Source organism: Amycolatopsis echigonensis (assembly GCF_002846615.1).
In the GTDB taxonomy this organism is placed as follows: domain Bacteria; phylum Actinomycetota; class Actinomycetes; order Mycobacteriales; family Pseudonocardiaceae; genus Amycolatopsis; species Amycolatopsis echigonensis.
Map to the genome: position 1 here is coordinate 6,719,713 of NZ_PJMY01000003.1, position 21,103 is coordinate 6,740,815.

Consider the following 21,103-nt stretch of genomic DNA (forward strand, 5'->3'; position numbering starts at 1 on the left):
GCGGAACTGTCCGGTGTGGACTTGCCGGGAGCGGCGCCGGAGTGTTGCCGGGCCCGCGCGTGTGCTGGTATGGGCGGGTGCCCCCGACACCTCGGATCCGGACGAGCCGCTGGAGCCTGGCCCGGCAGCTGCTGGTGCTGCAGCTGGCGATCCTGCTCGTGCTCGTGTCCGGCGGGATCACTATTGCCTATCTGGACGCCCGGCGCACTACGACCGACCGGGCCGGGGAGCAGTCGCTCGCGGTGGCCCGTTCCATCGCCGACGCGCCGGACGTCGCGCGGGCGGCGGCGACCGCCGACCCGACCGCGACGCTGCAGCCCTACGCGCAGCGGGTGCTCGCGGACACGCGCGTGGACTTCGTGACGATCATGTCGCCACAGGGAATCCGTTACACGCACCCGAATCCGGCGTTGATCGGGCAGCGGTTCCTCGGGCACATCGAAGCGGCGCAGCGGGGCGGCGTCGTGTCCGAGACCTACACCGGTTCGCTCGGTCCGTCGGTGCGCGTGGTGGTGCCGGTGTTCGACGCGAACCACCGGGTCGTCGCGCTCGTCGCGGTGGGCATCACGATCGCGGCGATCTCGGCCGAGCTGCAGGACCGCGTCTGGCCGCTGCTCGGCGTCGCGGCGGCGGTATTGCTGGTGGGCGCCTGCGGGGGCTGGCTGGTGAGCGCGCGGCTGAAGCGGCAGACGCGCGGCATCGCGCCGGCCGAGCTGAGCAATTTGTTCGAGTATCACGAAGCCGTGCTGCATTCGGTTCGCGAGGGCGTGCTGCTGGTCGGCCGCGACGGCCGGGTCGGGCTGTGCAACGACGGCGCCCGCACGCTCCTCGGGCTGACCGGCGACCCGGCCGGGAAGCCGCTCGCCGAGCTGGGGTTGTCGCCCGAGCTGACGGCGGCGTTCACCGCGCCGGAAAACCGCACCGAGGAACTGCACCTGACGGACTCGCGGGTGCTGGTCGTGAGCACGACGCTCGTCAGCTCCGGCGGTCGCGCGCAGGGCACCGTCGTGATCCTGCGCGACCACACCGAACTCCAGACGCTCACCGGCGAGCTGACCACCGCGCGCAGCCTCGCCGAAGCGCTGCGGTCGCAGGCGCACGAAGCCGCGAACCGCTTGCACACGGTCGTGTCGCTGGTGGAACTGGGCCGCCCCGAGGACGCCGTGGAGTTCGCGACCGCCGAACTCGCGCTGGCGCAGGAACTCACCGACCGCGTGATGACCGCGGTCGCCGAACCGGTGCTGGCCGCGCTGCTGCTCGGCAAAGCCGCGGAGGCGAGCGAACGCGGCGTGGAATTCACGATCACGCCGGACACGATGATCGACGACCTCGGCCCCGGCGTCGCCGGGCGCGACCTGGTGACGATCCTCGGCAACCTGATCGACAACGGAATCGACGCTGTGGTGCGGGAATCCGGCGCGCGGCCCTCGGTGGTGGTCACCGCGCGGTCCGAAGAGGACGGTTTGCTGCTGCGCGTCGCGGACAACGGTCCGGGCGTGCCCGAGGAAGCGGTGGGTGAGATGTTCCGCCGCGGCTGGTCGACGAAGGCCGGGGACGGCCACGGGCTCGGGCTGGCGTTGGTGGTGCAGGCGGTCCGGCGCTACGGCGGCACCATCGACGTCGGCCGGGACGGCGGCGCGGTGTTCACCGTGCGGTTGCCGAGGCAGGAGGTGCCGGCGTGATCCGGGTGCTGGTGGTGGAAGACGAGCCGGTGGCGGCCGAGGCGCACCGGCTGTACGTCGAGCGGATGCCGGGGTTCGTCGTCGCCGGTGTGGTGCATTCCGGCGGGGAGGCGTTGCGGTTCTGCGAGCGCGAACCCGTCGACCTGGTCCTGCTGGACTTCTACCTGCCGGACACGCACGGCCTCGCCGTCTGCCGTTCGCTGCGTGCGGCCGGGCTGCCGATCGACGTCATCGCGGTGACGTCCGCGCGCGATCTCGCGCTGGTCAAGGCAGCCGTCTCGGTCGGGGTCGTGCAGTACCTGCTGAAGCCGTTCACGTTCGCGTCGTTGCGGGACAAACTGGAGCGCTACGCGTCTTTCCGCGAGGCGTCCGGCGAGGTCACCGGGCAGGCGGAGATCGATCGCGCGCTCGGCACCCTGCGCACCACCGAGGCCGCGCCGCTGCCGAAGGGCATGAGCGCCGAGACGCTGGACGCGATCACCGACGCGCTCGCCGGGGCCGGCGAAGGACTGTCCGCCGGTGGTGCGGCCAGTGCGATCGGCGCGTCCCGGGTCACCGCGCGGCGGTACCTGGAGTACTTGGCGGACAACGGGCTGGCCCAGCGCGAACCGCGATACGGGCAGGTCGGGCGGCCGGAAGTCTGGTACCGCCTGAAGCCTGGCTGAGCCCGTCAGCGCTTCGTGCGCGGACGGTAAGCGGGCTCCCCGAAGGTGTGGACATCGAAGTTCACACCGCTCAGGGGAGCAAGAAATGACGCAGAAGATCGCACTGGTCACCGGCGGCAGCAAGGGCATCGGCCGGGCCATCGCGACGCGGCTGGCGCACGACGGCGCGCTGGTCGCCGTGCACTACGGCAGCGACGAAGCGGCGGCCAAGGAGACTGTCTCGGCGATTGAAGCGAACGGTGGGCAGGCGTTCGCGGTGCAGGCGACGCTGGGCACCGACGGCGACGCGGCGACGCTGCTCGACCGGCTCGCGTCGGAGCTGCGCGAACGCACCGGCGAGGTCGCGCTCGACATCCTGGTCAACAACGCGGCGACCGGCGCCGGTTCGATCACGACGGCGACTACGGAGGACTTCGACCGGGTGTTCGCGGTGAACGTGAAAGCACCGTTCTTCTTGGTGCAGCGCCTGTTGCCGGTGTTGCGGGACGGCGGCCGGATCGTCAACATCTCGTCGGCGGACACGCGGATCGCGCTGCCGTTCGAGCTGGCCTACAGCATGACGAAGGGCGCGCTCGACGTGTTCACCCGCAGCCTGGCGCAGGAACTCGGCCAGCGGGGGATCACGGTGAACGGCGTGGCTCCCGGCCCGACGCCGACCGACCGCACCGCGCCTATGTTCGCTGACGAGCGGATGCGCGCGGGGACGGCGGCGGCGTCCGCGCTCCGGCGGGTCGCTGAACCGGCTGATATCGCCGACGTGGTGGCGTTCCTGGCCTCGGCGGACTCGCGGTGGGTCACCGGACAGGTCATCGACGCGACCGGCGGGATGTTCCTCGGCCCGGCTGGCGTATAACGACCTATACGGCTTCGCTGAGGATTTCATCGCGGCGCGCGAGACCATCCTCGTCCTGGCGAAGTCGAAAGCAGGTCAAGGAGGACCGCACTTCCGGCCGGGAGTGCGGTCAGCGGGGTCGTCCCGGGGCGTCCGGCCGGGTCTGCCACGGACGCGGTCCATCCAGCGGCCGGTATTCGACGCCGAGCGCGTCCAAGCGCGGCAGGTGGTGGTCCCGCAGCCGGGGCAGGAATTCCGCGTAGTCGCGCGGTCCGCTGCTCCACGCGACCTCGGCGAACGCGGACAGCCGCGGAAAGGCCGCGTAGTCCGTCCGCCGCACGGTGTCCAGGTGTTCGGACCACAGCTGCGCCTGGATCCCGCGCACGTGCGGTCCGGATTCGGGCTCGAAGCCGTAGAAGTGCTCGAGATCCTGCAAGTACCCGACCGGGATCGGTTCGTCCGGGTGGTCGCTTTGCCGGTGGTCCAGGTACACCCCGTCCTCGGGGCAGAGCACCACGTCGTGCCCGGCCTTCGCCGCCAGCGAGGCGCGTTCGCGGTCCTGCCACACGCCGATCACCATCGGCGGCAGGTCGCCGCCGTCGAGGACCTCGTCCCAGCCCATCGGCGTGCGGCCACGGGCGACAAGGTGGCCGGCGATCGCCCGGACGAACCGGTGGTGCGCCTCGGTGGCACCGGGCACCTCGTCGCCGCCGAGCGCGATCACCGGGGACGGGAAGATGTCCAGCACGTGGTCGAAGACCGCACGGAAGAAGTCCAGAGTGGACTCCGACGGGTCCAGCAACGACGTGCTGATGCCCCAGGAAGTCCAGACCTCCCAAGGGGTTTCGGTGGCCGGACCGAGCTCGGGGTACGCGGCGATAGCGGCTCGGGCGTGTCCGGGAATGTCCACTTCGGGCACCACGGTGACGGCTCGCGCGGCGGCGTAGGCGACGATCTCGCGCAGATCGTCCACAGTGTAGTAACCGCCGTGCGGTCGGCCGTCGCGTTCCGGGCCGTCGTGCCTGCCGACCATCGACGATGTCCGCCAGCCGCCGACGGACGCGAGCCGGGGGAACTCCGGCGTTTCGATCCGCCAGCCCTGGTCGTCGGTGAGATGCAGGTTCAGGACGTTCAGCTTGTGCGCGGCCAGCAGGTCGACGAACCGCAGCACCTCGGCCTTCGTCCGGAAGTGCCGGGCCACGTCGTAAAGGCAGCCGCGCCAGGCGAAGCGCGGATGGTCGGTGATCGTCCCGCACGGCAGCTCGACCGGTCCATGGCGGATCGACGCGGCACGGAACGCGTCCGGACCGGCCAGCTGACGCAGGGTCTGGCGGCCGTAGAACTCGCCCGCGGCGTCGGCTGCTTCGAGCGTGACGCCGTCGGGAGCGATCGTGAGCCGGTAGCCCTCGGCGGGGAGACCCCAGGCTGTCCGCACCTCCACTGGCGCGGGCCACGGACAGCTGCCGGGCCCCGGCTCCGCGGACACCGGACGGGGGAGGAGAGCGTCGAAACCGGACATGGTCATCCCTTCACCGCCCCGGCCGTCCCGCCGACGAGTCTCCGTTGCACCAGCACGAAAAACACCAGCACGGGAATCGTCATCAGGGTGGACGAGGCCATCACGGCGCCCCAGTCGGTGTCCTCCGGTTTGAAGAACACCAGGATCGCCTGCGGCAGAGTCTGGTTTTCGGTCTTGGAGATGATGAACGTCTTGGCGAACAGGAAGTCGTTCCACGCGTGGATGAACGCCAGCACGCTCACCGCCACGAGCCCGGGCGCGACGAGCGGGAACAGGATCTGCCAGGTGAACCGCATCCGCGACGCACCGTCCAAAGTGGCCGCTTCCTCCAGTTCGGCGGGCACCGCGGCGACGAACCCGCGCAGCATCCAGATCGCGAACGGCAGGCTGAACGCCAGGTGCACCAGCACGAGCGAGCCCAGTTCGTTGAGCCCGAACGCCGGCACCGTGCCGCCGACCGAGCGCATCAGGAAGAACAGCGGAATGGTCAGCGCTTCCACCGGAACCATTTGCGCCACCAGCAGCATCACCAGCAGCACTCCGCGGCCGCGGAACCGGAACCGCGTGAGCGCCACCGCGGAAAGGAACGACAGCACCAGGGACAGCAGCACGACGACCACCGCGACCACGAGGCTGTTGAGGAAGTACCGGCCGAATCCGGAAACCGTGAGCACGCGCTGGAAACTGTCCAGCGACGGAGCGAACGTCCACGGTTTCGGATGCGCCGACTGGATTTCGCCAGCCGGTTTGAACGCCGAGAGCACCATCCAGTACAGCGGGAACGCGACGATCCCGGCGATCACCACGGTGACGATTTCAGCGACGAGCCGCGCCGGGCGGCGCACTTTCACAGCCATGCGGCACTCCGGCGCTGGGACCGGACGTAGAGCCCGGTGATCGACAGCAGCAGCAAGGTCATCACGACCCCGATCGCCGAGCCGAGCCCGTACTCCTGCCCGGCGAACGCCTGCTGATAGGCGTAGACGTTCAAGATCAGGTTCCGGCCGGCGATACCGCCGCCGTTGGTCATCACGTAGATCTGGGTGAACACCTTGAAGTCCCAGATGATCGACTGCACGGTCGCGATGGTCAGCAGCGGCCGCACCGCGGGCAGGACGACCGACCACGAGGTGCGCCAGACCGACGCGCCGTCGAGCGCCGCCGCCTCCAGCGTCTCCTTCGGCACCCCGCTGATCCCGGCGTACATCGTGACCATCACGAACGGGAACGAGCACCAGATCACCTCGGCGGCGACCAGCCCGAACGTGCCGAAGGTGCCGAACGTCCAGGAGTGGTGCGCCATCCCGCTGAAGCCGATGCCCGAGAGCACCTCGTTGACCAGGCCGAAGTCGGTGTCGAAGAGGAACAGCCAGACGTACGAGCCGGCGATCGCCGGGGTCGCCCACGCGCCGAGCGCCGCCAGGAACAGCAGCGTGCGCGGCAGCGCGCGGACCCGGCTCGCCAGTACGGCGAGCGCCGTGCCGACGACCAGGCTGCCGAGCACGCAGGCGGCCGCGAACCCGACCGTCTTGCCGAGAACCGTCCAGAACTGGGCGTCGGCGAGCAGGTTCGCGTAGTTGTCGAGGCCGAGGAACACCAGCGGCGCCGCGCCCGCCGCCTGCGGCTGGCCGTAGTCGTAGAGCGAGATCACGACCAGCTGGTAGATCGGGTACACCAGCAGCGCGCCGAGCAGGATGCCCGCCGGCAGCAGGTACCTCAGGGCCGCGCGGCCGTCGCGGCGGACGGTCGCGGAACGGACTGCGGCCACGGGTCAGCCGAAGTTCTTGTTCATCGCCGCGGCCGCGTCGGCCAGCGCGGCGTTCGCGTCCTTGCCGCCGGTCGCGATCTGCTGCACCGCGGTGGGCAGGACGTTCTGGCTGTCGATCTTGGACCACGCCGGGGTGCTGGGCACGAACTTCGTGCCCGCGGCGAGGGTGTCCACGAACGCCTTCAGCGTCGGGTCGCTGGCGGCGAGCTTCTTCTGCACCGACGCGAGGGTGGGCAGGTTGCCCATCGCAGCGTACATCTTCTCCTGGTACTTGATGCCGGCCAGCAGTTCGGCGAACTGCACCGCGAGGCCGTGTCGCTGGCTCGCGCCGAACACGCCGAGCAGGTTGCCGCCGGCGAACGCGGGCGCGACCGAGTTCGGCGTGGTGCCGGGCAGCGGCATGATTGCGTACTTGCCCTTGACCGCGCCCTTTTCTACGGCCTTGCGGTTGAAGTCGCCGCCGATCACCATGCCGGCCTTGCCGCCGGCGAACGCCGTCACGCTCTGCGTGCCGGTGAGGTTGGCGCAGGCAGCGGGCGGGCAGATGTCGTCCTTGATCAGGTTCGCGTACGCGGTGACGCCGGCCTCGGCCTGCGGGGAGTCCACAGTGGACGTCCACTTGCCATTGTCCTGTTTGGCCAGATCGCCGCCGTTGGCCCAGATGAACGGAAGCATCGCGTAGGTGTACTTGCCGCCGGTGGCGATGCCGTACAGATCCGGTTTGGCGGCGCGGATCTTGCGCGCGTCGTCCGTTAGTTCGGCGAGCGTCGTGGGCGGCTTGAGGCCGAGTTCGGCGAAGACGTCGGTACGGTAGTACAACGCGCGGATGCCGGTGTACCAGGGAATGCCGTAGATCTTGCCGTTGGCCTTCGCGGCGTCCACCACGGACGGAAGCAGGTCTTTGCCGTCTGACCAGTTCGAGATGTCCTTGGCGAGATCGGACAACGCGCCGGTCTGCGCGTAGCTGGCGACGTCGGTGTTGCCGAATTCGGCGACGTCGGGGGCGTTGGCCGGGTCGTTGAACGCGCCGGAGAACTTGTCCGCCCGGCCTTCGACCGGGACCCACTGCACGTCGACCTTGACGCCGGCGTGGCTGGCCTCGAATTCGGTGCTCGCTTCCTTGACCGCGGCCTCCTTCGGCGCACGGTTCGCTTCGTCGAACAGCCAGACCCGGAGCGTGCCGTCGGTCTGGTTTCCGCCGGCGCCGGCCGGACCGGATTGAGCGGGTGCGCACGCGGCGAGCAACGCCAGCGCGGCGACAGCGGGCAGGACAGAGCGCAGCTTCATCGGTGACTCCTGTCGCGGGGACCGGTCGGAGACCGGAAAAGACGGGGCTATGCGGCGTGACAGCCCCGGTTTTCTCAGACGAAGAAGACAGAGTTGACGTTCGGGATCGCGAGCGAGCCCGCGGACTTGCCGGGCAGGCCGGTGGCCGGGTCGCGCGGCAGCCAGGTGACAGTGCCGGAGCGCTGGTTGGAAACGTAGAACCAGTTTTCGCCCGGGTCCAGCGCGAGGTGCCGCGGCCAGTTGCCGCCCGACGGCGCTGAGGAGACCAGGGTGAGCTTCGCTCCGCCGTCGGCGACAGTGAACGTGTCGATGGTGTTCGGGCCGCGCACGGTGGCGTAGACGAACTTTCCGTCGCGCGACACGGCGATCTCGCCGGGGAACAGGTCGCCGGTGCTGCCCGGCGGCACCGCGGGCACCACGGCGATCGGCTTGAACGTGCCGGTGGCGGCGTCCCAGCTGGCGACGGTGATCTCCGGCCGCAGTTCCTGGGCGACGTAAGCGAATTCGCCGTTCGGGTGGAACGCGAGGTGCCGCGGTCCCGCACCGGCGGGAAGGGTGATCTGCTGGTGCAGCTTCAGCTTTCCCTTGCCGGTGTCGAACGAATAGACGTACACCGAGTCGGTGCCCAGGTCGACCGTGAGCACCCACTTCCCGGACGGGTCGGTGACCACCTGGTGCGCGTGCGGCTCTTTGCCTTGGTGCTGCTGCAGATCAGTCGCCGCGCCGAGGTTGCCGCCGGACTTGATCGGCAGCACCACGACGCTGCCGGAGTCGTAATTGGCGGCCAGCACGTACTTCTGGCTCGGGTGCACCGAAAGGTGCGTGGGCGAACCGCCCTGCGAGGACACCGACCCGAGCGGCTTCGGCCGGGTCGGGTCGGAGATGTCCAGCGCGGACACCGTTCCGGTCTCGGCACCCTCGTTTTCGTTGGTGACGTACAGGATCCGGCCGTCGCGAGTCCGGTCGAACCAGGAGACGTCGGTCAGCTTCGGAACCGTGCGCACCGGCGTGAGCGCGGGGCTTCCCGCGGCTCGCTGGGTGACGTCGAGCCCGTGGCCGGACGGTGAGCTGGTGGTGTAGCTGCCGACGTACACCGTCGTGGCCGCGCGCGGCCGGGACGCTGCCGTGGCGAGCTGTGCGCCCACCACGGCGGCGGCCCCGGCCGCGCCGACTGCTCCGACGAACGTGCGGCGGGAAATCGCGGTCATCGAATACCCCCGGAACCTGTGCCGATGTGGTTCAGACCAATGCCATCACCAATGCTGCCACACCGAAACCGCTCAAGGAAAGGACTGTTTCCAAAGCCGTCCAGGTTTTCAGCGTCTGGGTCACGGTGAGCCCGAAATACCGCGACACGATCCAGAATCCGCCGTCGTTCACGTGCGAGGCGATGATCGACCCGGCCGAGATCGCGACCACGAGCAGCGCCAATTGTGCTTGCGAATAATGCAGTTCCATCACCGTCGGCGCGACGATGCCGCTCGTGGTCACGATCGCGACGGTCGCGGAACCCTGCGCGATGCGCATGCCGCAGCTGATGATGTACGCGGCCAGCAGCACCGGAAGCCCGGCGTCGCCGAGGGAACCGGCCACCGCCTTGCCGATGCCGGTCGCGGACAGCACCGCGCCGAAGAACGAACCCGCGCCGACCACGAGAAGGATCATCGCGACCGGGCGCAGTGCGGTGGCCGACAGCTGGGCGAGATCCGCGCCGCTCATCCCGCGGCGGTGGCCGAGCAGCCACGACGCGAGCAGGGTCGCGATCGTCAGCGCGATGGCCGGGGTGCCGAGGAACGCCGCGATGCCCGCGCCAGTGGATCCCTTGGGCAGCAGGATGCTGCCGAACGTGCCGACGAGGATCAGCACCAGCGGCACCGCGATGATCCCGCCGACCAGCTTGAGCGACGGCGCGGGACCCTCCTGCTCGCCGTCCTCCCCGGCGAGTTTCGCGAAATCCTCGGCCAGCGGCACATTCACCCGCTTGCCGATCCACGTCGAGTACAGGATGCCGCCGATGAACCAGGCCGGGATGCCGCAGACCGCGCCCATCAGGATCAGCCAGCCGAGATCGACGTGCAGCAGCCCGGCCGCGGCGACCGGCCCCGGGTGCGGCGGGATGAAGGCGTGCGTGATGGAAAGCCCGGCCAGCAACGGCATCGCGTACAGCACGATGGAGCGGCCGCCCTGCTTCGCCGCGGCGTAAACCAGCGGCGCGAGCACGAAAATGCCGATGTCGAAGAACACCGGGATGCCGAAGATGAGACCGGACAGGCCCATCGCGAGCGGAGCGCGTTTCTCGCCGAACGTCCGCAGCAACGCCGCGGTCAGCACGCGCGCGCCGCCGGATTTCTCCAGGATCGAGCCGAGCAGCGTGCCGAGCCCGATGATCGCCGCGATGTGCCCGAGAATGCTGCCGAAGCCCTTCTCCAGCAGCGAATCCGACGTCTTCTGCGCGGTGCCGACCAGGGTGCCGACCGGCACGCCCGCGGCCAGCGCGGTGAGCAGGCCCACCACGATCAAGGCGATGAACGGTTCGACCTTGACCTTGATGATGAGGAAAAGCAGCACCGCGATGGACACCGCGGCGAGCGTGAGCAGACCGGCCGTGCTGGTCTGCAGCCAGTGAATCATCGTCGACTCCCGGGATGGCGGAGGGAATGCCCGGCGAGCGCGCCGGTGGGGGTTCCGTCTTCGAGGGCGGCGACGCCGTTGACGAAGACGTGGGAGAGGCCCGCGGCGGGCTGCCGCGGATTGTCGAACGTCGCGGTGTCGGCGACCGTGTCCGGGTCGAAGAGCACCAGATCGGCCGCGTAACCGGGCCGGACGAGGCCCCGGTCCGGCAGCCCCAGCCGTCGTGCCGCGCGCCCGGTGAGGTGCGCGACGCAGTCGGCCAGTTCGAGAACGCCCAGTTCGCGGACGTAGCGGGCGAGATACCGCGGGAAGGTGCCCCACGCGCGGGGATGCGGCCGCGCGCCGACCAGCAGGCCGTCCGAGCCGCCGGTGTGCGTGCGGTGCCGCATGATCGCCTGCACGTTCTCCTCGTGCCCGACGTGCATGAGGCAGGAGGTGCCGAGCTTTTCGTCGATCAGCGTGTCGAAATACAGCTCCGCCGGGGGTTTCCCGTTCTTGCGCGCGGACGCGAGGACGCTGTGCCCCACCAGTGCGGCGTTCTCCTCGCGGCGGACGCCGTTGATTTCGATGGCGTCCCAGTCGATCGGCACGCCGTGCGCACCGTCCGAACCGGACTCTTCGATCTCCGCCCGGATGCGTTCGCGAGTGTCCGGATCGGACAGCCGGGCGAGCGTCGGTTCCAGCCCGCCTTCGGTGGACCAGCTGGGCAGCAGCGCGGACAGGTAGGTCGCGCCGGGCAGGTACGGGTACGTGTCGAGGGTGATGTCGCAGCCGTCGTCGAGCGCGTTGTCCAGCAGGCGCAGCAAATCCGGGGCTTTGCCCTTGTTGACGGAGAAGTTCATCGTCGCGTGCGCGAGGTGCAGCGGGCAGCCGGAGCGGCGGGAGACGTCGACCATCTCCGCGAACGCTTCCAGCGCGCCCGCGCCGTAGCTGCGGTGGTGCGGGCTGTAGTAACCGCCGCGCTCGCCGACCACGCGGCACAGCTCGACCAGTTCCTCGGTGGTCGCGTACATCCCGGGGGTGTAGGTGAGCCCGGACGACAGACCGAACGCGCCTTCCTCCAGACCGGTCGCGATCAGTTCCCGCATCCGGGCCAGTTCGGCGTCGGTGGCGGGCCGGTCTTCCCAGCCCACCACCAGCATCCGCACCGTGCCCTGCGGGACCAGGTACGCGGCGTTCGTCGCGATGCCCTGGTCGAGCCGGTCGAGGTACTCGCCGACCGAGCGCCAGTTCCAGTCGAAGCCCGCCGGGTCGTCGTTCCATCCGGCGAGCTGCTGGCGCAGGCTCGCGAGCACTTCGTCGTTGACCGGCGCGTAGGACAGACCGTCCTGGCCGAGCACCTCGGTGGTCACGCCCTGGCTGATTTTCGCGAGGTGGTCCGGGTTGGCGAGCACCTGCAGGTCGGAATGCGAGTGCATGTCGATGAAGCCGGGGGAGAGGACCTGCCCGGTCGCGTCGAGCACGCGCGGCGCGGTCAGTTCTCCCGGCGCGGCGACGTCGGCGATGCGGTCGCCGGTGATCCCGACGTCGCGGATTTCCAGCGGGGCCCCGGTTCCGTCGGCGACTCGTGCGCCGCGGATCACGGTGTCCATCAGAACCACGTCCGCACGAAGTCGACCACTGTCTCACCGTCAGTGTCGACAACCGGGAGCAACGACCACTTGTCGAAAGTCGTGCACGGGTGCGAGAGACCGAGCCGCACCCAGTCGCCGACCTCGACCGGCGATCCTTCGGGAAGCTCGAGGAACGCGTGCTGGTCGTTGAGCTTCGGAACGCTGTGCCCGGTTAGTTCGGTGACCACGCCGTTCTTGCGCAGCAGCTGCGGTTCGGGCATGCCCTCGTCGTACGGCAGGTCGCGCTTGCCCGCGGTGAGCAGAGCCAGCTCCGGTGTCGGCTTCGACGTGACCTGCGCCCATGCGTGCAGCGCCGGACGGAAGCTGTCGACGCCAGTGATGCGCCGGTGTTCGCCGAGCGGCGAGATTTCGCGGTAGAAGCCGTCGTCGTGGGTCAGGTACGCGCCGCTGCGCAGGATCGGGACCACTTCGAGACCGTCCGGCCACGGCTTGGTCAGCTCGTCCACGACGCGGTCGAAGTACGCGCTGCCGCCCGCGGTGACGTACACCGGACCGTCGGCGAGCAAACCCTTCTCCGCGAAGGTGATCGTCGCGTCCCGCAGACTGTCCACATAGGAACTGATCTTCGCCAGCGCGGCTTCGTCGGTGTGGTGCGACAGCGCGCCCTCGTACCCTCCCGTGCCTCGCAGGCGCAGCACCGGGCTCTTCGCCGCCGCTTCGGCGACAGCGAGCGCGGTCGCCGCGTCACGGACCCCGGTGCGGCCGCCTTCTCCGCCCAGCTCCACCAGCACATCGACCGGCCGTTCGGCACCCGCGAGCGCCTCGGTCATCAACTCGACACTGCGCACCGAGTCGACCCAGCAGACGAACTCGAAATCCGGATCCGCCGCCAGCTCGCCGGCCAGCCAGCGCAGCGCGGACGGGTCCACGAGCTGATTCGCGAGCAGGATCCGCGCCACGCCGAACGCGCGGTAGATCCGCATGTGCCCGGCGTTCGCCGCGGTGATGCCCCACGAGCCGTGGTCCAGCTGCCGGGCGAACAGCTGCGGAGCCATCGTCGTCTTGCCGTGCGGCGCGAGCGCGATGCCGCGTTTGGCGCACCAGCGGGCCATGGTGGCGAGGTTGTGCTCCATGGCGTCGGCGTCGAGCGCCACGAACGGACCGAAGAAGCCGTCGTCGAAGAGCTTCGCGCGGCGGGCCGCGGCTTCGTCGAGAGTGAGCCCGGACAGTGCCGGGGGGAGAGCGCGGAAGCGCCAGTCGATCCGTTCGCCGCGCCCGGCTCGGACGGCGGCGGTGAGAGCGGCGTTGCTGTTCATCTGGGACCTCGGTTGCGTATCTTGCAACGGACGTTGCGCAAAATGCGTTGCCTAGGTGTAGCATCCGGGTGGCCACAGGTCAACGGGGAAGGAACGTCAGTGACCAGCAGTCCGACCGGGTCGCCCGAAGTGCTCTGCATCGGCGAATCGATGGCGTTGTTCGTGCCCGCCGAACCCGGCCCGCCGGACGAGGTGCGCACCTGGCTGCGCACCATCGGCGGCGCGGAGTCGAACGTCGCGTGCCACCTGCCCGCCCTCGGCGTGCCGAGCGGATGGGTCAGCGCGGTCGGCGACGACCCGTTCGGCCGCGCGCTCGTCCGCGAGATCGCGTCGGCCGGCGTGGACGTCCGCGGCGTCGTGGTCGACCCGACCCGCCCGACCGGGCTGTACGTGAAGGAAAGCGGCGCGGGCGGCAGTCCGGTCCGCTACTACCGCTCGGGATCCGCCGCGTCCGGCATGGGTCCGGAACTGGTGTCCCGGCTGGACTTCTCCGGCGTTCGCGTACTGCACCTTTCCGGGATCACGCCCGCGCTTTCGGACAGCTGCCTCGCGCTCGTCCGCGCCTTGCTCGACCGTCCGCGCGGCGACCTGCTCGTGTCGTTCGACGTCAATCACCGCCCCGCGCTGTGGGCCGGACGCGACCAGTCCGTCCTCGCCGAACTGGCCGGGAAGGCCGATCTTGTGCTGACCGGCGACGACGAGGCGGAGCGCGTGTGGGGCACCGGCGATCCGGCGCGGCTGCGCGCGCTTCTGCCCGGCCCGCGCACGCTGGTGGTCAAGCACGGGGAACGCGGTGCGACGCTTGTCGAGGGCTCGGCCGAACCGCTGTTCGCGCCCGCGCTTCGCGTCGACGTGGTCGAGCCGGTCGGTGCCGGAGACGCCTTCGCCGCCGGGTTCCTGGCCGCCACCCTGCGCGGAGCTGACCCCCTGACCAGGCTCCGGCGTGGCCACCTGCAAGCTGCGGCCACACTGTTGACTCAGGACGACGTCGGCGTGCCGCTGGCCGAGGCCGTCGTGACGAAACTGGTGCGGGCGGACGCCGACAGCTGGGGTTCGTTCCGGCTCACCGGAGAGGGAGTGGTGGTCACGTGAGCCAAAGTCTCGACCGCGCGCTGACCCTGCTGAGCGGTCTCGCCCGCGGCGGCAAGACGCTCGACGAGCTGGCCGAAGAGATCGGCGTGCACAAGACGACCGTGCTGCGGCTGCTGCGCACCCTCGAATCGCACCATTTCGTGCGGCGCGAAGGAGCCCGGCACTACCGGCTCGGCAGCGCGCTTTTCGACCTCGCCAACCAGGCACTGGAGGACCGCGACGTCCGGCGCAGTTCGCACGACGCGCTCGCCGCGCTGAACTCGCGCACCGGGCACACCGTGCACCTGGCGTCCTATGAGGACGGCGAGGTGGTGTACATCGACAAATTCGAGGGACACCACGCGGTCCGGATGTACTCGCGGGTCGGCAAACGCGCGCCGCTGCACTGCACCGCGGTCGGCAAGGTGCTCGTCGCGGCGATGCCGAGGGCGAAACGCGAGGAGATCGCCCGCTCGATCGACTACGTCGTGCTCACCGCCAACACGATCACCACGCCCGAGGCGTACCTGGCCGAACTCGACCAGGTCGCTGAGCGCGGGTACGCCGTGGACAATGCCGAGCACGAGGACTTCATCCACTGCATATCCGCGCCGGTGCGCGGCGCGGGCGGAGAGGTGCTCGCCGCGGCGTCGATGTCGGTGCCGAAGGTCCTGCTGGACTACGAGGGGCTGCTGGCGCTCGTGCCCGAGCTGCTGGCCGCCGCCGAGGAAGCTTCCGTCCACAGTGGATGGACGGGGAACGGAAAGGGGCAATGATGGGCAAGACGGCGATCACCAGCGAGAACGCGCCGAAGCCGCCGGCGAACTTCTCGCAGGCCGTCCGCAAGGGGAACATCCTGCAGGTCGCCGGCGCGGTCGCGTTCGACCCGGCCACCGGCGAGATCGTCGGCGACGACGTGGTGAGCCAGACCCGGCAGGTGTTCAAGAACCTCACCGCGCTGCTCGAAGAAGCGGGCTCGAGCTTCGCGGACGCGGTGATGGTGCGCGTGTACCTCACCGACACCAGCCACTTCGCCGCGTTCAACGAGGTCTACAACGAGCTGATCGGCGAAGCCCCGTACGCGGCCCGCACCACGGTGTACGTCGGGCTGCCCGCCGGTCTCCTGGTCGAGATCGACGTGCTCGCCGTCCTGGACTGAGCCGCACGGGTGCCCGGCCGCGGCCGGGCAGCCGGTTCAGCCGAGCACGCTCGTGTACGCGTTGATCGCGGGCTGCCCGCCGAGATGCGCGTAGAGCACGTTCGAATCCTTCGCGATTTCGCCGGTGCGCACGAGATCGATCAGCCCGGCCATCGACTTCCCCTCGTACACCGGGTCGGTGATCATGCCTTCCAGCCGCGCGGCGGTCCGGATCGCGTCGAGCGTCCGCTCGTCCGGAATGCCGTAGACGCCCGCGTGATAACGCTCGTCGAGTTCTGGTTCTTCGACCTGCCCGGCCCCGATCAGCTCCGCCGTGCTCTTGGCGATCCGGCCGATCTGCTCGCGCGTCTCGTCCGGCTTCGCCGACGCGTCGATCCCCAGAATCCGCCGAGGCTTCCCGCTCACGGCCGCTCCGGCGATCATCCCCGCCTGCGTGCTGCCGGTGACCGAGCACACCACGACGGTGTCGAAGAAAACGCCGAGTTCGCGTTCCTGCTCTTCCAGTTCCAGCACCCAGTTCGCGAAGCCGAGCCCGCCGAGCCGGTGGTCCGAGGCTCCGGCCGGGATCGCGTACGGCGTGCCGCCGTTCGCCTCGACCTCCGCCAGCGCCCGCTCCCAGCTCTCCTTGAAGCCGATGCCGAACCCGGCGTCGACGAGCCGGACGTCCGCGCCGAGGATCCGCGAGAGCTGGATGTTGCCGACCTTGTCGTGCAGCGGATCGTGCCAGTCGACCCAGCTTTCCTGCACCAGCACGGCTTTCATTCCGGCCCGCGCCGCCGAGGCCGCGACCTGCCGGGTGTGGTTCGACTGGACGCCACCGATCGAGACGAGCGTGTCCGCGCCTTGGGCCAGCGCGTCGGCGACGAGGTATTCGAGCTTGCGCGTCTTGTTGCCGCCGTAGGCGAGGCCGGAGTTGAGGTCCTCGCGCTTGGCCCAGACGGTCGCGCCGCCGAGGTGTTCGGTCAGCCGGTCCAGCCGGTGCACCGGCGAAGGTCCGACGAGCAACGGGAAACGGGGGAAATCAGCCAGGCTCACGCGTCCTCCAGGAGGGCTTCGAGGTCGGTCCAAATCGTTGAAGTGAGCCGCGCGGCGGCCGCTTCGTCGCCGCCTTCCAGCGCGGCGATGAGTTCTTCGTGCCGGGTGACCGAGCGATGCGCGGGCAGCGAGCTGAACCGCGCGTATTCGAGACGGCGCAGCAACGGCGTGTACCGGTCGAGCGTCGCCGCGACCGCCCGGTTCCCGCACGCGCGCACCGGAATGTCGTGCAGCTCGTCGTCCGCTTCGATCGCCCTGCCGACGTCCCCTGCCGCGACGGCCGCGCGAAACCGGTCGTTGGCTTCCCGCATTTCCGCGATCTGCTGTGTGCCGAGCCGGGGGAGCGCTTCGCGCACGGCCAGCTCATGCAGCGCCCGCACGAGCCGGACCGCGTCGCGGACATCGTCGGCGACGAACTCGGCGACCCTCGTGTAACTCTGCGGCTTCGACACGACCAGCCGGTCCTCGGCCAGCCGCAGCAGCGCCTGCCGGACAGGGGCGCGGGAAAGCCCGAGCTGTTCGGCGAGGTCCGCGTCGCGCAGCGGAGTGCCCGGCGGAAGACTGCCGTCGATGATGGCGTGCCGGATGCGCTCGTACGCCTCGTCGCGCAGCAGCGGCCGGGAGACCTTGGGGAGTGCACTCACATCTAACATGTTAGATGTTGCTCACGATGGATGCAATGGCCCGGGACGACGGGGGATCGCCGGGTGCCGGGCGCGACCTGGTGCGGCGGGGGCTCTGGTTCTGGGGGCATGCAGCCGGGGCGCTGGTCGCGCGGTGGTTCCGGGCATCCGGTTCCCGGGTCGGGCAGTTGGGTCGCGGGGCCGCGCGGCGTGGTGTGGCATAGCCGAGCGCTGCTCGCGCGGTGGTGTCGAGCATTCGGCGGGATTGGGCAGCTGGGGCGCCGAGTCATGCGGCTGGTGTGGCACAGCCGCCGGGCAGCCGGTCGCGCGGCCTGATGCCGCACCGCTCTACGCGCCGTCGCCCTAGTGGCTGACGTGTCGAACGCCCTGGCTTCCGCCCGCCGACCGTCCTCGGCCAGCCGCCGTCGCCCCTAGCCCATCGCCACCCGCCCCTGCCCGCCCGCCGTCGACCACCGGCCATCTGTCACAGGCCCCCGGCGCTGCCCGTCCAAGGCCGGAAACGGCGAAGACCCGCCCGGCGATGCCGCGAGGCGGGTCTTCGTGCTTCTTGCGCAGAGGGGGTCCGGCTCAGTAAACCGGCCCGGTGTACTTCTCGCCCGGTCCCTGGCCCGGCGGGTCCGGCACGACCGACGCCTCGCGGAACGCCTTCTGCAGAGACTGCAGTCCGTCGCGCAGCGGTCCGGCGTGCAGGCCGAGGTACTCCGCGGAGGCGGTCACGAGCCCGGCGAGCGCGGTGATGAGGCGGCGCGCCTCGTCGAGGTCGCGGTGCGGCGAGTTCTCCGGGTCGGCGTCGGCGAGGCCGAGGCGCTCGGCGCCCGCGGACAGCAGCATCACCGCGGCGCGGCTGATCACCTCGACGCTCGGGATCTCCTCGAGCCCGCGGTCGTCGGGGGAATACGGGGGCGGTGGCGATGGTTGTTCAGACACGTCTGGTACCCTTCCACGTGCGACCAGCTCCCGAGCGATCGGGGGCGGCAAGTGGAGCCCCGCTCCCACCCGCGTCACCGCCTCAGGTGTCCGGGTCCGGTCTCGCCGAAGTGGTGCATGCCGTTCAGGCAGCGTACTGCGGAGGCGAAGCGTTCGGCCGTCCGGCCGGGCGCGATCGGAGACAGAGCGGGCCCCGTGCACCGGCAGCAGCCGGCGACGGGGCCTGAATCGTGTGGGCACCAGGTCGAACGAGAAAACATCACTCGGACCAAGGAGGCCCCATCAGCTCCGAGACACGCATCAACGAACGCATCCGGGTGCCGGAAGTCCGGCTTGTCGGTCCCAACGGCGAGCAGGTCGGCATCGTCCGGATCGAGGATGCGCTGCGGCTTGCGCAGGAGGCGGATCTCGACCTCGTCGAGGTGGCCCCGCAGGCCCGCCCGCCCGTGGCCAAGCTCATGGACTTCGGCAAGTTCAAGTACGAGAGCGCCCAGAAGGCCCGCGAGTCCCGCCGCAACCAGCAGCTCACCGTCATCAAGGAACAGAAGCTGCGTCCGAAGATCGACCAGCACGACTACGAGACCAAGAAGGGTCACGTGTCGCGGTTCCTGGCGGCGGGCAACAAGGTCAAGGTCACGATCATGTTCCGCGGCCGCGAGCAGTCCCGGCCGGAGCTCGGTTTCCGGCTCCTGCAGAAGCTCGCCGACGACGTCACCGAGCTCGGCTTCGTGGAATCGTCGCCGAAGCAGGACGGACGCAACATGATCATGGTGCTGGCCCCGCACAAGAACGTGAAGCCGAAGGCCGTCAAGGCCGAACCGGCTCCCGAGGCGTAGCGCGCCCCGGCGCCGACCAGCACAGTCAGCGGCACACCGGGTTTTCCGGTGTGCCGCCGCACGGAAGAGGACGAACAACCATGCCGAAGATGAAGACGCACAAGGGCACGTCGAAGCGGGTCCGCATCACCGGTTCGGGCAAGCTGCGTCGCCAGAAGGCCGGCCGCCGCCACCTGATGGAGAAGAAGTCCAGCCGCCTCACCCGGCGCCTCGAGGGCACCACGGACGTCGCCCAGAACGACGTCAGCCGCGTGAAGCGCCTGCTCGGCCGCTGAGGCCCGCACCCTTTCCCGACCACCCCGGGGTCCCCGCACCCCCCGAATTCGACAGGATGGACCAGTGGCACGCGTCAAGCGGGCGGTCAACGCCCAGAAGAAGCGTCGCGCGACTCTCGAACTGGCCAGCGGTTACCGCGGCCAGCGTTCGCGGCTGTACCGCAAGGCCAAGGAGCAGACGCTCCACTCGCTCAACTACGCCTACCGCGACCGCCGCGCGCGCAAGGGTGACTTCCGCCAGCTGTGGATCACCCGCATCAACGCGGCCGCTCGCGCCAACGGCGTCACCTACAACCGGTTCATCCAGGGCCTGAAGGCCGCCGGTGTCGAGGTGGACCGCAAGATCCTCGCGGACCTCGCGGTCAACGACGCCGCCGCCTTCACCGCGCTCGCCGAGCTCGCCAAGGCGAACGTCACGACCGGCGAAGCGAAGTCGGCCTGACCGGCAGCATTTTCCGGCCCGGGGCGGATCCGTTCACCGAACGGACCCCCCGGGTCGTTGCTGCGCGCAAACTGACCCGGCGCGCGGAACGCGAGAAAACCGGCCGCTTCCTGGCCGAAGGGGTCAACGCGGTCACGTCGGCGCTGTCCCACGGGACCGTGCACGAACTGTTCGTCACCGAACGCGCCGCCGCCGCGCATCCTGAGCTGGTCGCCGCCGCCCCGCGCGTGTCGCCGATCACCGACCGCGCGGCCGCGGGCCTGTCGGAAACCGTGACGCCGCAAGGAATCATCGCGGTCTGCTCGCTCGTCGACCGTCCACTGGAGACAGTCCTGGACTCGGCCCGGCTGGTAGTGGTCCTCGTGGATGTCGCCGAACCCGGCAACGCAGGCACCGTGATCCGCGTAGCCGACGCCGCCGGCGCCGATGCCGTCGTCCTGGCTGGCGATACCGTCGACCCGCACAACGGAAAGAGCGTCCGCGCCGCCGCCGGGTCCACGTTCCAGGTCCCGCTGGCCCGAGCCCGCGATATCCCGTCGGTCCTGACCGCACTGCGCTCGGCCGGCCTCCGGACGCTGGCCGCGCACGGTTACGCCGCCACTTCGCTGGAGACTGTCCACTTCGGAGATCCGGTGGCGTGGATCTTCGGCAACGAGGCACACGGCCTGTCCGAGCACGTTCTGGCCGCGGTCGACGAAGCAGTCCGGATCCCGTTGTACGGCAAGGCGGAAAGCCTCAACCTCGCCACCGCCGCCGCAGTCTGCGTCTACACCGCAGCGATGGCCGCGCACCGCTGACCGTGCGGGATCTCCGGCACGTCTACTGGATCGGCGGCGCGCCCGGCGCGGGCAAATCGACGATCGCCCGCCGCCTCGCCGCCCGCCACGGCTGGCGCCACTACGCCACCGACGACGTCATGCGCGCCCACGCCGCCCGCACGACCCCTTCCACCGCTCCGATGCTGCACGCGTTCCTCGCCATGGACATGGACGAACGCTGGGTCCGGCGGTCCCCGGACGTCATGCTGGAGACGTTCCACTGGTTCCGGGGCGAGGGTTTCGGGCTGATCGTCGAAGATCTCCTCCGCCTGCCGCCGGAACCGTGCGTCGCCGAAGGGCTCCGGCTGCTGCCGCACCTTGTGAAGCCCCTGCTGGATGTTGCGGACCAGGCCGTCTGGCTGCTGCCGACGCCGGAGTTCCGCCACGCGGCGATCGAGGGCCGGAGCGCACCGGGGGAGGGTTTTGTCTGGCAGACCAGCGATCCGGCGCGGGCTGCTCGCAACCTGGCCGAACGGGACCGCCTGTTCACGAGCCGCCTCCGGGAGGAAACCGAGCGGCTCGGAGTGCGAGCGATCGAGGTCGACACCACGATGACGGAAGACGAGCTTTTCCGCCAGGTGACGACTGCCTTCCGCCTTTGACCCGGCGGTTTCCGCGTTGC

At 70.0% G+C, this 21,103-nt stretch carries 22 protein-coding genes; 11 read left to right on the forward strand and 11 right to left on the reverse strand.

Features of this window, described 5'->3' with window-relative positions; all coding sequences use genetic code 11:
- Nucleotides 1-77: 77 nt before the first annotated feature.
- The 3 genes from ATK30_RS36815 (at nucleotide 78) to ATK30_RS36825 (ending at nucleotide 3,200) form a co-directional block, all read left to right on the forward strand.
- On the forward strand, nucleotides 78-1,682 hold the full coding sequence (locus tag ATK30_RS36815) for a sensor histidine kinase (protein ID WP_167442063.1): 1,605 nt from the start codon (nucleotides 78-80) through the stop codon (nucleotides 1,680-1,682).
- Nucleotides 1,679-2,347: a response regulator gene (locus ATK30_RS36820; RefSeq protein ID WP_101439366.1), complete on the forward strand. Its 669-nt coding sequence runs from the start codon at nucleotides 1,679-1,681 to the stop codon at nucleotides 2,345-2,347. Before ATK30_RS36815 ends, ATK30_RS36820 begins: the two co-directional genes overlap by 4 nt.
- 85 nt (nucleotides 2,348-2,432) lie before the next feature.
- The gene (locus tag ATK30_RS36825) at nucleotides 2,433-3,200 is read left to right on the forward strand and encodes an SDR family oxidoreductase (protein WP_101439367.1); all 768 of its coding nucleotides are present in this window, start codon (nucleotides 2,433-2,435) and stop codon (nucleotides 3,198-3,200) included.
- A gap of 109 nt (nucleotides 3,201-3,309) precedes the next feature.
- Here ATK30_RS36825 and ATK30_RS36830 read toward each other — a convergent pair whose 3' ends face one another.
- The 8 genes from ATK30_RS36830 to ATK30_RS36865 form a co-directional block, all read right to left on the reverse strand.
- Entirely contained in the window at nucleotides 3,310-4,698 is a 1,389-nt protein-coding gene (locus tag ATK30_RS36830) for a beta-N-acetylhexosaminidase (RefSeq protein ID WP_101439368.1), read from the reverse strand.
- 2 nt (nucleotides 4,699-4,700) lie between these two features.
- Entirely contained in the window at nucleotides 4,701-5,555 is an 855-nt protein-coding gene (locus ATK30_RS36835; RefSeq protein ID WP_183125373.1) for a carbohydrate ABC transporter permease, read from the reverse strand.
- Entirely contained in the window at nucleotides 5,546-6,466 is a 921-nt protein-coding gene (locus tag ATK30_RS36840; RefSeq protein WP_101439369.1) for a carbohydrate ABC transporter permease, read from the reverse strand. Before ATK30_RS36840 ends, ATK30_RS36835 begins: the two co-directional genes overlap by 10 nt.
- Before the next feature lie 3 nt (nucleotides 6,467-6,469).
- Nucleotides 6,470-7,753 (reverse strand): extracellular solute-binding protein, encoded by a 1,284-nt coding sequence (locus tag ATK30_RS36845; protein ID WP_101439370.1) that lies wholly within the window; start codon nucleotides 7,751-7,753, stop codon nucleotides 6,470-6,472.
- 74 nt (nucleotides 7,754-7,827) lie between these two features.
- Nucleotides 7,828-8,961 (reverse strand): lactonase family protein, encoded by a 1,134-nt coding sequence (locus ATK30_RS36850; RefSeq protein WP_101439371.1) that lies wholly within the window; start codon nucleotides 8,959-8,961, stop codon nucleotides 7,828-7,830.
- 31 nt (nucleotides 8,962-8,992) lie between these two features.
- Nucleotides 8,993-10,384, reverse strand: coding sequence for a GntP family permease (locus ATK30_RS36855; protein ID WP_101439372.1), 1,392 nt, complete (start codon nucleotides 10,382-10,384; stop codon nucleotides 8,993-8,995).
- Nucleotides 10,381-11,976 carry an N-acyl-D-amino-acid deacylase family protein gene (locus ATK30_RS36860; RefSeq protein ID WP_101439373.1) on the reverse strand — a complete coding sequence of 532 codons (1,596 nt, stop codon included), beginning with the start codon at nucleotides 11,974-11,976 and terminating at the stop codon, nucleotides 10,381-10,383. Before ATK30_RS36860 ends, ATK30_RS36855 begins: the two co-directional genes overlap by 4 nt.
- A complete protein-coding gene (locus ATK30_RS36865) occupies nucleotides 11,976-13,274 on the reverse strand; it encodes an amino acid deaminase (RefSeq protein WP_101439374.1) in 1,299 nt (432 codons plus the stop codon). Before ATK30_RS36865 ends, ATK30_RS36860 begins: the two co-directional genes overlap by 1 nt.
- A gap of 150 nt (nucleotides 13,275-13,424) precedes the next feature.
- On the opposite strand from ATK30_RS36865, the gene ATK30_RS36870 reads away from it, so the two are divergent.
- Genes ATK30_RS36870 through ATK30_RS36880 form a run of 3 tightly spaced genes read left to right on the forward strand, consistent with a single transcriptional unit; the run spans nucleotide 13,425 to nucleotide 15,504 of the window.
- Nucleotides 13,425-14,366: a sugar kinase gene (locus ATK30_RS36870; RefSeq protein WP_244194965.1), complete on the forward strand. Its 942-nt coding sequence runs from the start codon at nucleotides 13,425-13,427 to the stop codon at nucleotides 14,364-14,366.
- Nucleotides 14,363-15,121, forward strand: coding sequence for an IclR family transcriptional regulator (locus ATK30_RS36875; protein WP_101439375.1), 759 nt, complete (start codon nucleotides 14,363-14,365; stop codon nucleotides 15,119-15,121). The genes ATK30_RS36870 and ATK30_RS36875 overlap by 4 nt, the downstream gene beginning before the upstream one ends.
- Complete coding sequence (locus tag ATK30_RS36880; protein WP_043828490.1) at nucleotides 15,121-15,504, forward strand: RidA family protein; 384 nt, start codon at nucleotides 15,121-15,123, stop codon at nucleotides 15,502-15,504. Before ATK30_RS36875 ends, ATK30_RS36880 begins: the two co-directional genes overlap by 1 nt.
- Before the next feature lie 36 nt (nucleotides 15,505-15,540).
- Here ATK30_RS36880 and ATK30_RS36885 read toward each other — a convergent pair whose 3' ends face one another.
- The 3 genes from ATK30_RS36885 to ATK30_RS36895 form a co-directional block, all read right to left on the reverse strand.
- The gene (locus ATK30_RS36885; protein ID WP_101439376.1) at nucleotides 15,541-16,539 is read right to left on the reverse strand and encodes a 1-aminocyclopropane-1-carboxylate deaminase; all 999 of its coding nucleotides are present in this window, start codon (nucleotides 16,537-16,539) and stop codon (nucleotides 15,541-15,543) included.
- Complete coding sequence (locus ATK30_RS36890) at nucleotides 16,536-17,183, reverse strand: GntR family transcriptional regulator (RefSeq protein ID WP_369333440.1); 648 nt, start codon at nucleotides 17,181-17,183, stop codon at nucleotides 16,536-16,538. Before ATK30_RS36890 ends, ATK30_RS36885 begins: the two co-directional genes overlap by 4 nt.
- 567 nt (nucleotides 17,184-17,750) lie before the next feature.
- A complete protein-coding gene (locus ATK30_RS36895) occupies nucleotides 17,751-18,110 on the reverse strand; it encodes a DUF1844 domain-containing protein (protein ID WP_037370356.1) in 360 nt (119 codons plus the stop codon).
- Between the two features lie 227 nt (nucleotides 18,111-18,337).
- Between ATK30_RS36895 and infC the strand changes: the two genes are divergently transcribed.
- The 5 genes from infC (at nucleotide 18,338) to ATK30_RS36920 (ending at nucleotide 21,083) form a co-directional block, all read left to right on the forward strand.
- Nucleotides 18,338-18,946 (forward strand): translation initiation factor IF-3, encoded by a 609-nt coding sequence (gene infC / locus ATK30_RS36900; RefSeq protein ID WP_460431750.1) that lies wholly within the window; start codon nucleotides 18,338-18,340, stop codon nucleotides 18,944-18,946.
- 80 nt (nucleotides 18,947-19,026) lie between these two features.
- On the forward strand, nucleotides 19,027-19,221 hold the full coding sequence (rpmI, locus tag ATK30_RS36905) for a 50S ribosomal protein L35 (protein WP_101439379.1): 195 nt from the start codon (nucleotides 19,027-19,029) through the stop codon (nucleotides 19,219-19,221).
- Nucleotides 19,222-19,285: 64 nt separating this feature from the next.
- The gene (gene rplT, locus ATK30_RS36910) at nucleotides 19,286-19,663 is read left to right on the forward strand and encodes a 50S ribosomal protein L20 (RefSeq protein ID WP_009079612.1); all 378 of its coding nucleotides are present in this window, start codon (nucleotides 19,286-19,288) and stop codon (nucleotides 19,661-19,663) included.
- 8 nt (nucleotides 19,664-19,671) lie between these two features.
- The gene (locus tag ATK30_RS36915; RefSeq protein WP_376772230.1) at nucleotides 19,672-20,460 is read left to right on the forward strand and encodes a TrmH family RNA methyltransferase; all 789 of its coding nucleotides are present in this window, start codon (nucleotides 19,672-19,674) and stop codon (nucleotides 20,458-20,460) included.
- Between the two features lie 2 nt (nucleotides 20,461-20,462).
- Nucleotides 20,463-21,083 carry an AAA family ATPase gene (locus ATK30_RS36920; RefSeq protein ID WP_244194839.1) on the forward strand — a complete coding sequence of 207 codons (621 nt, stop codon included), beginning with the start codon at nucleotides 20,463-20,465 and terminating at the stop codon, nucleotides 21,081-21,083.
- The last annotated feature ends 20 nt before the right edge of the window (nucleotides 21,084-21,103 follow it).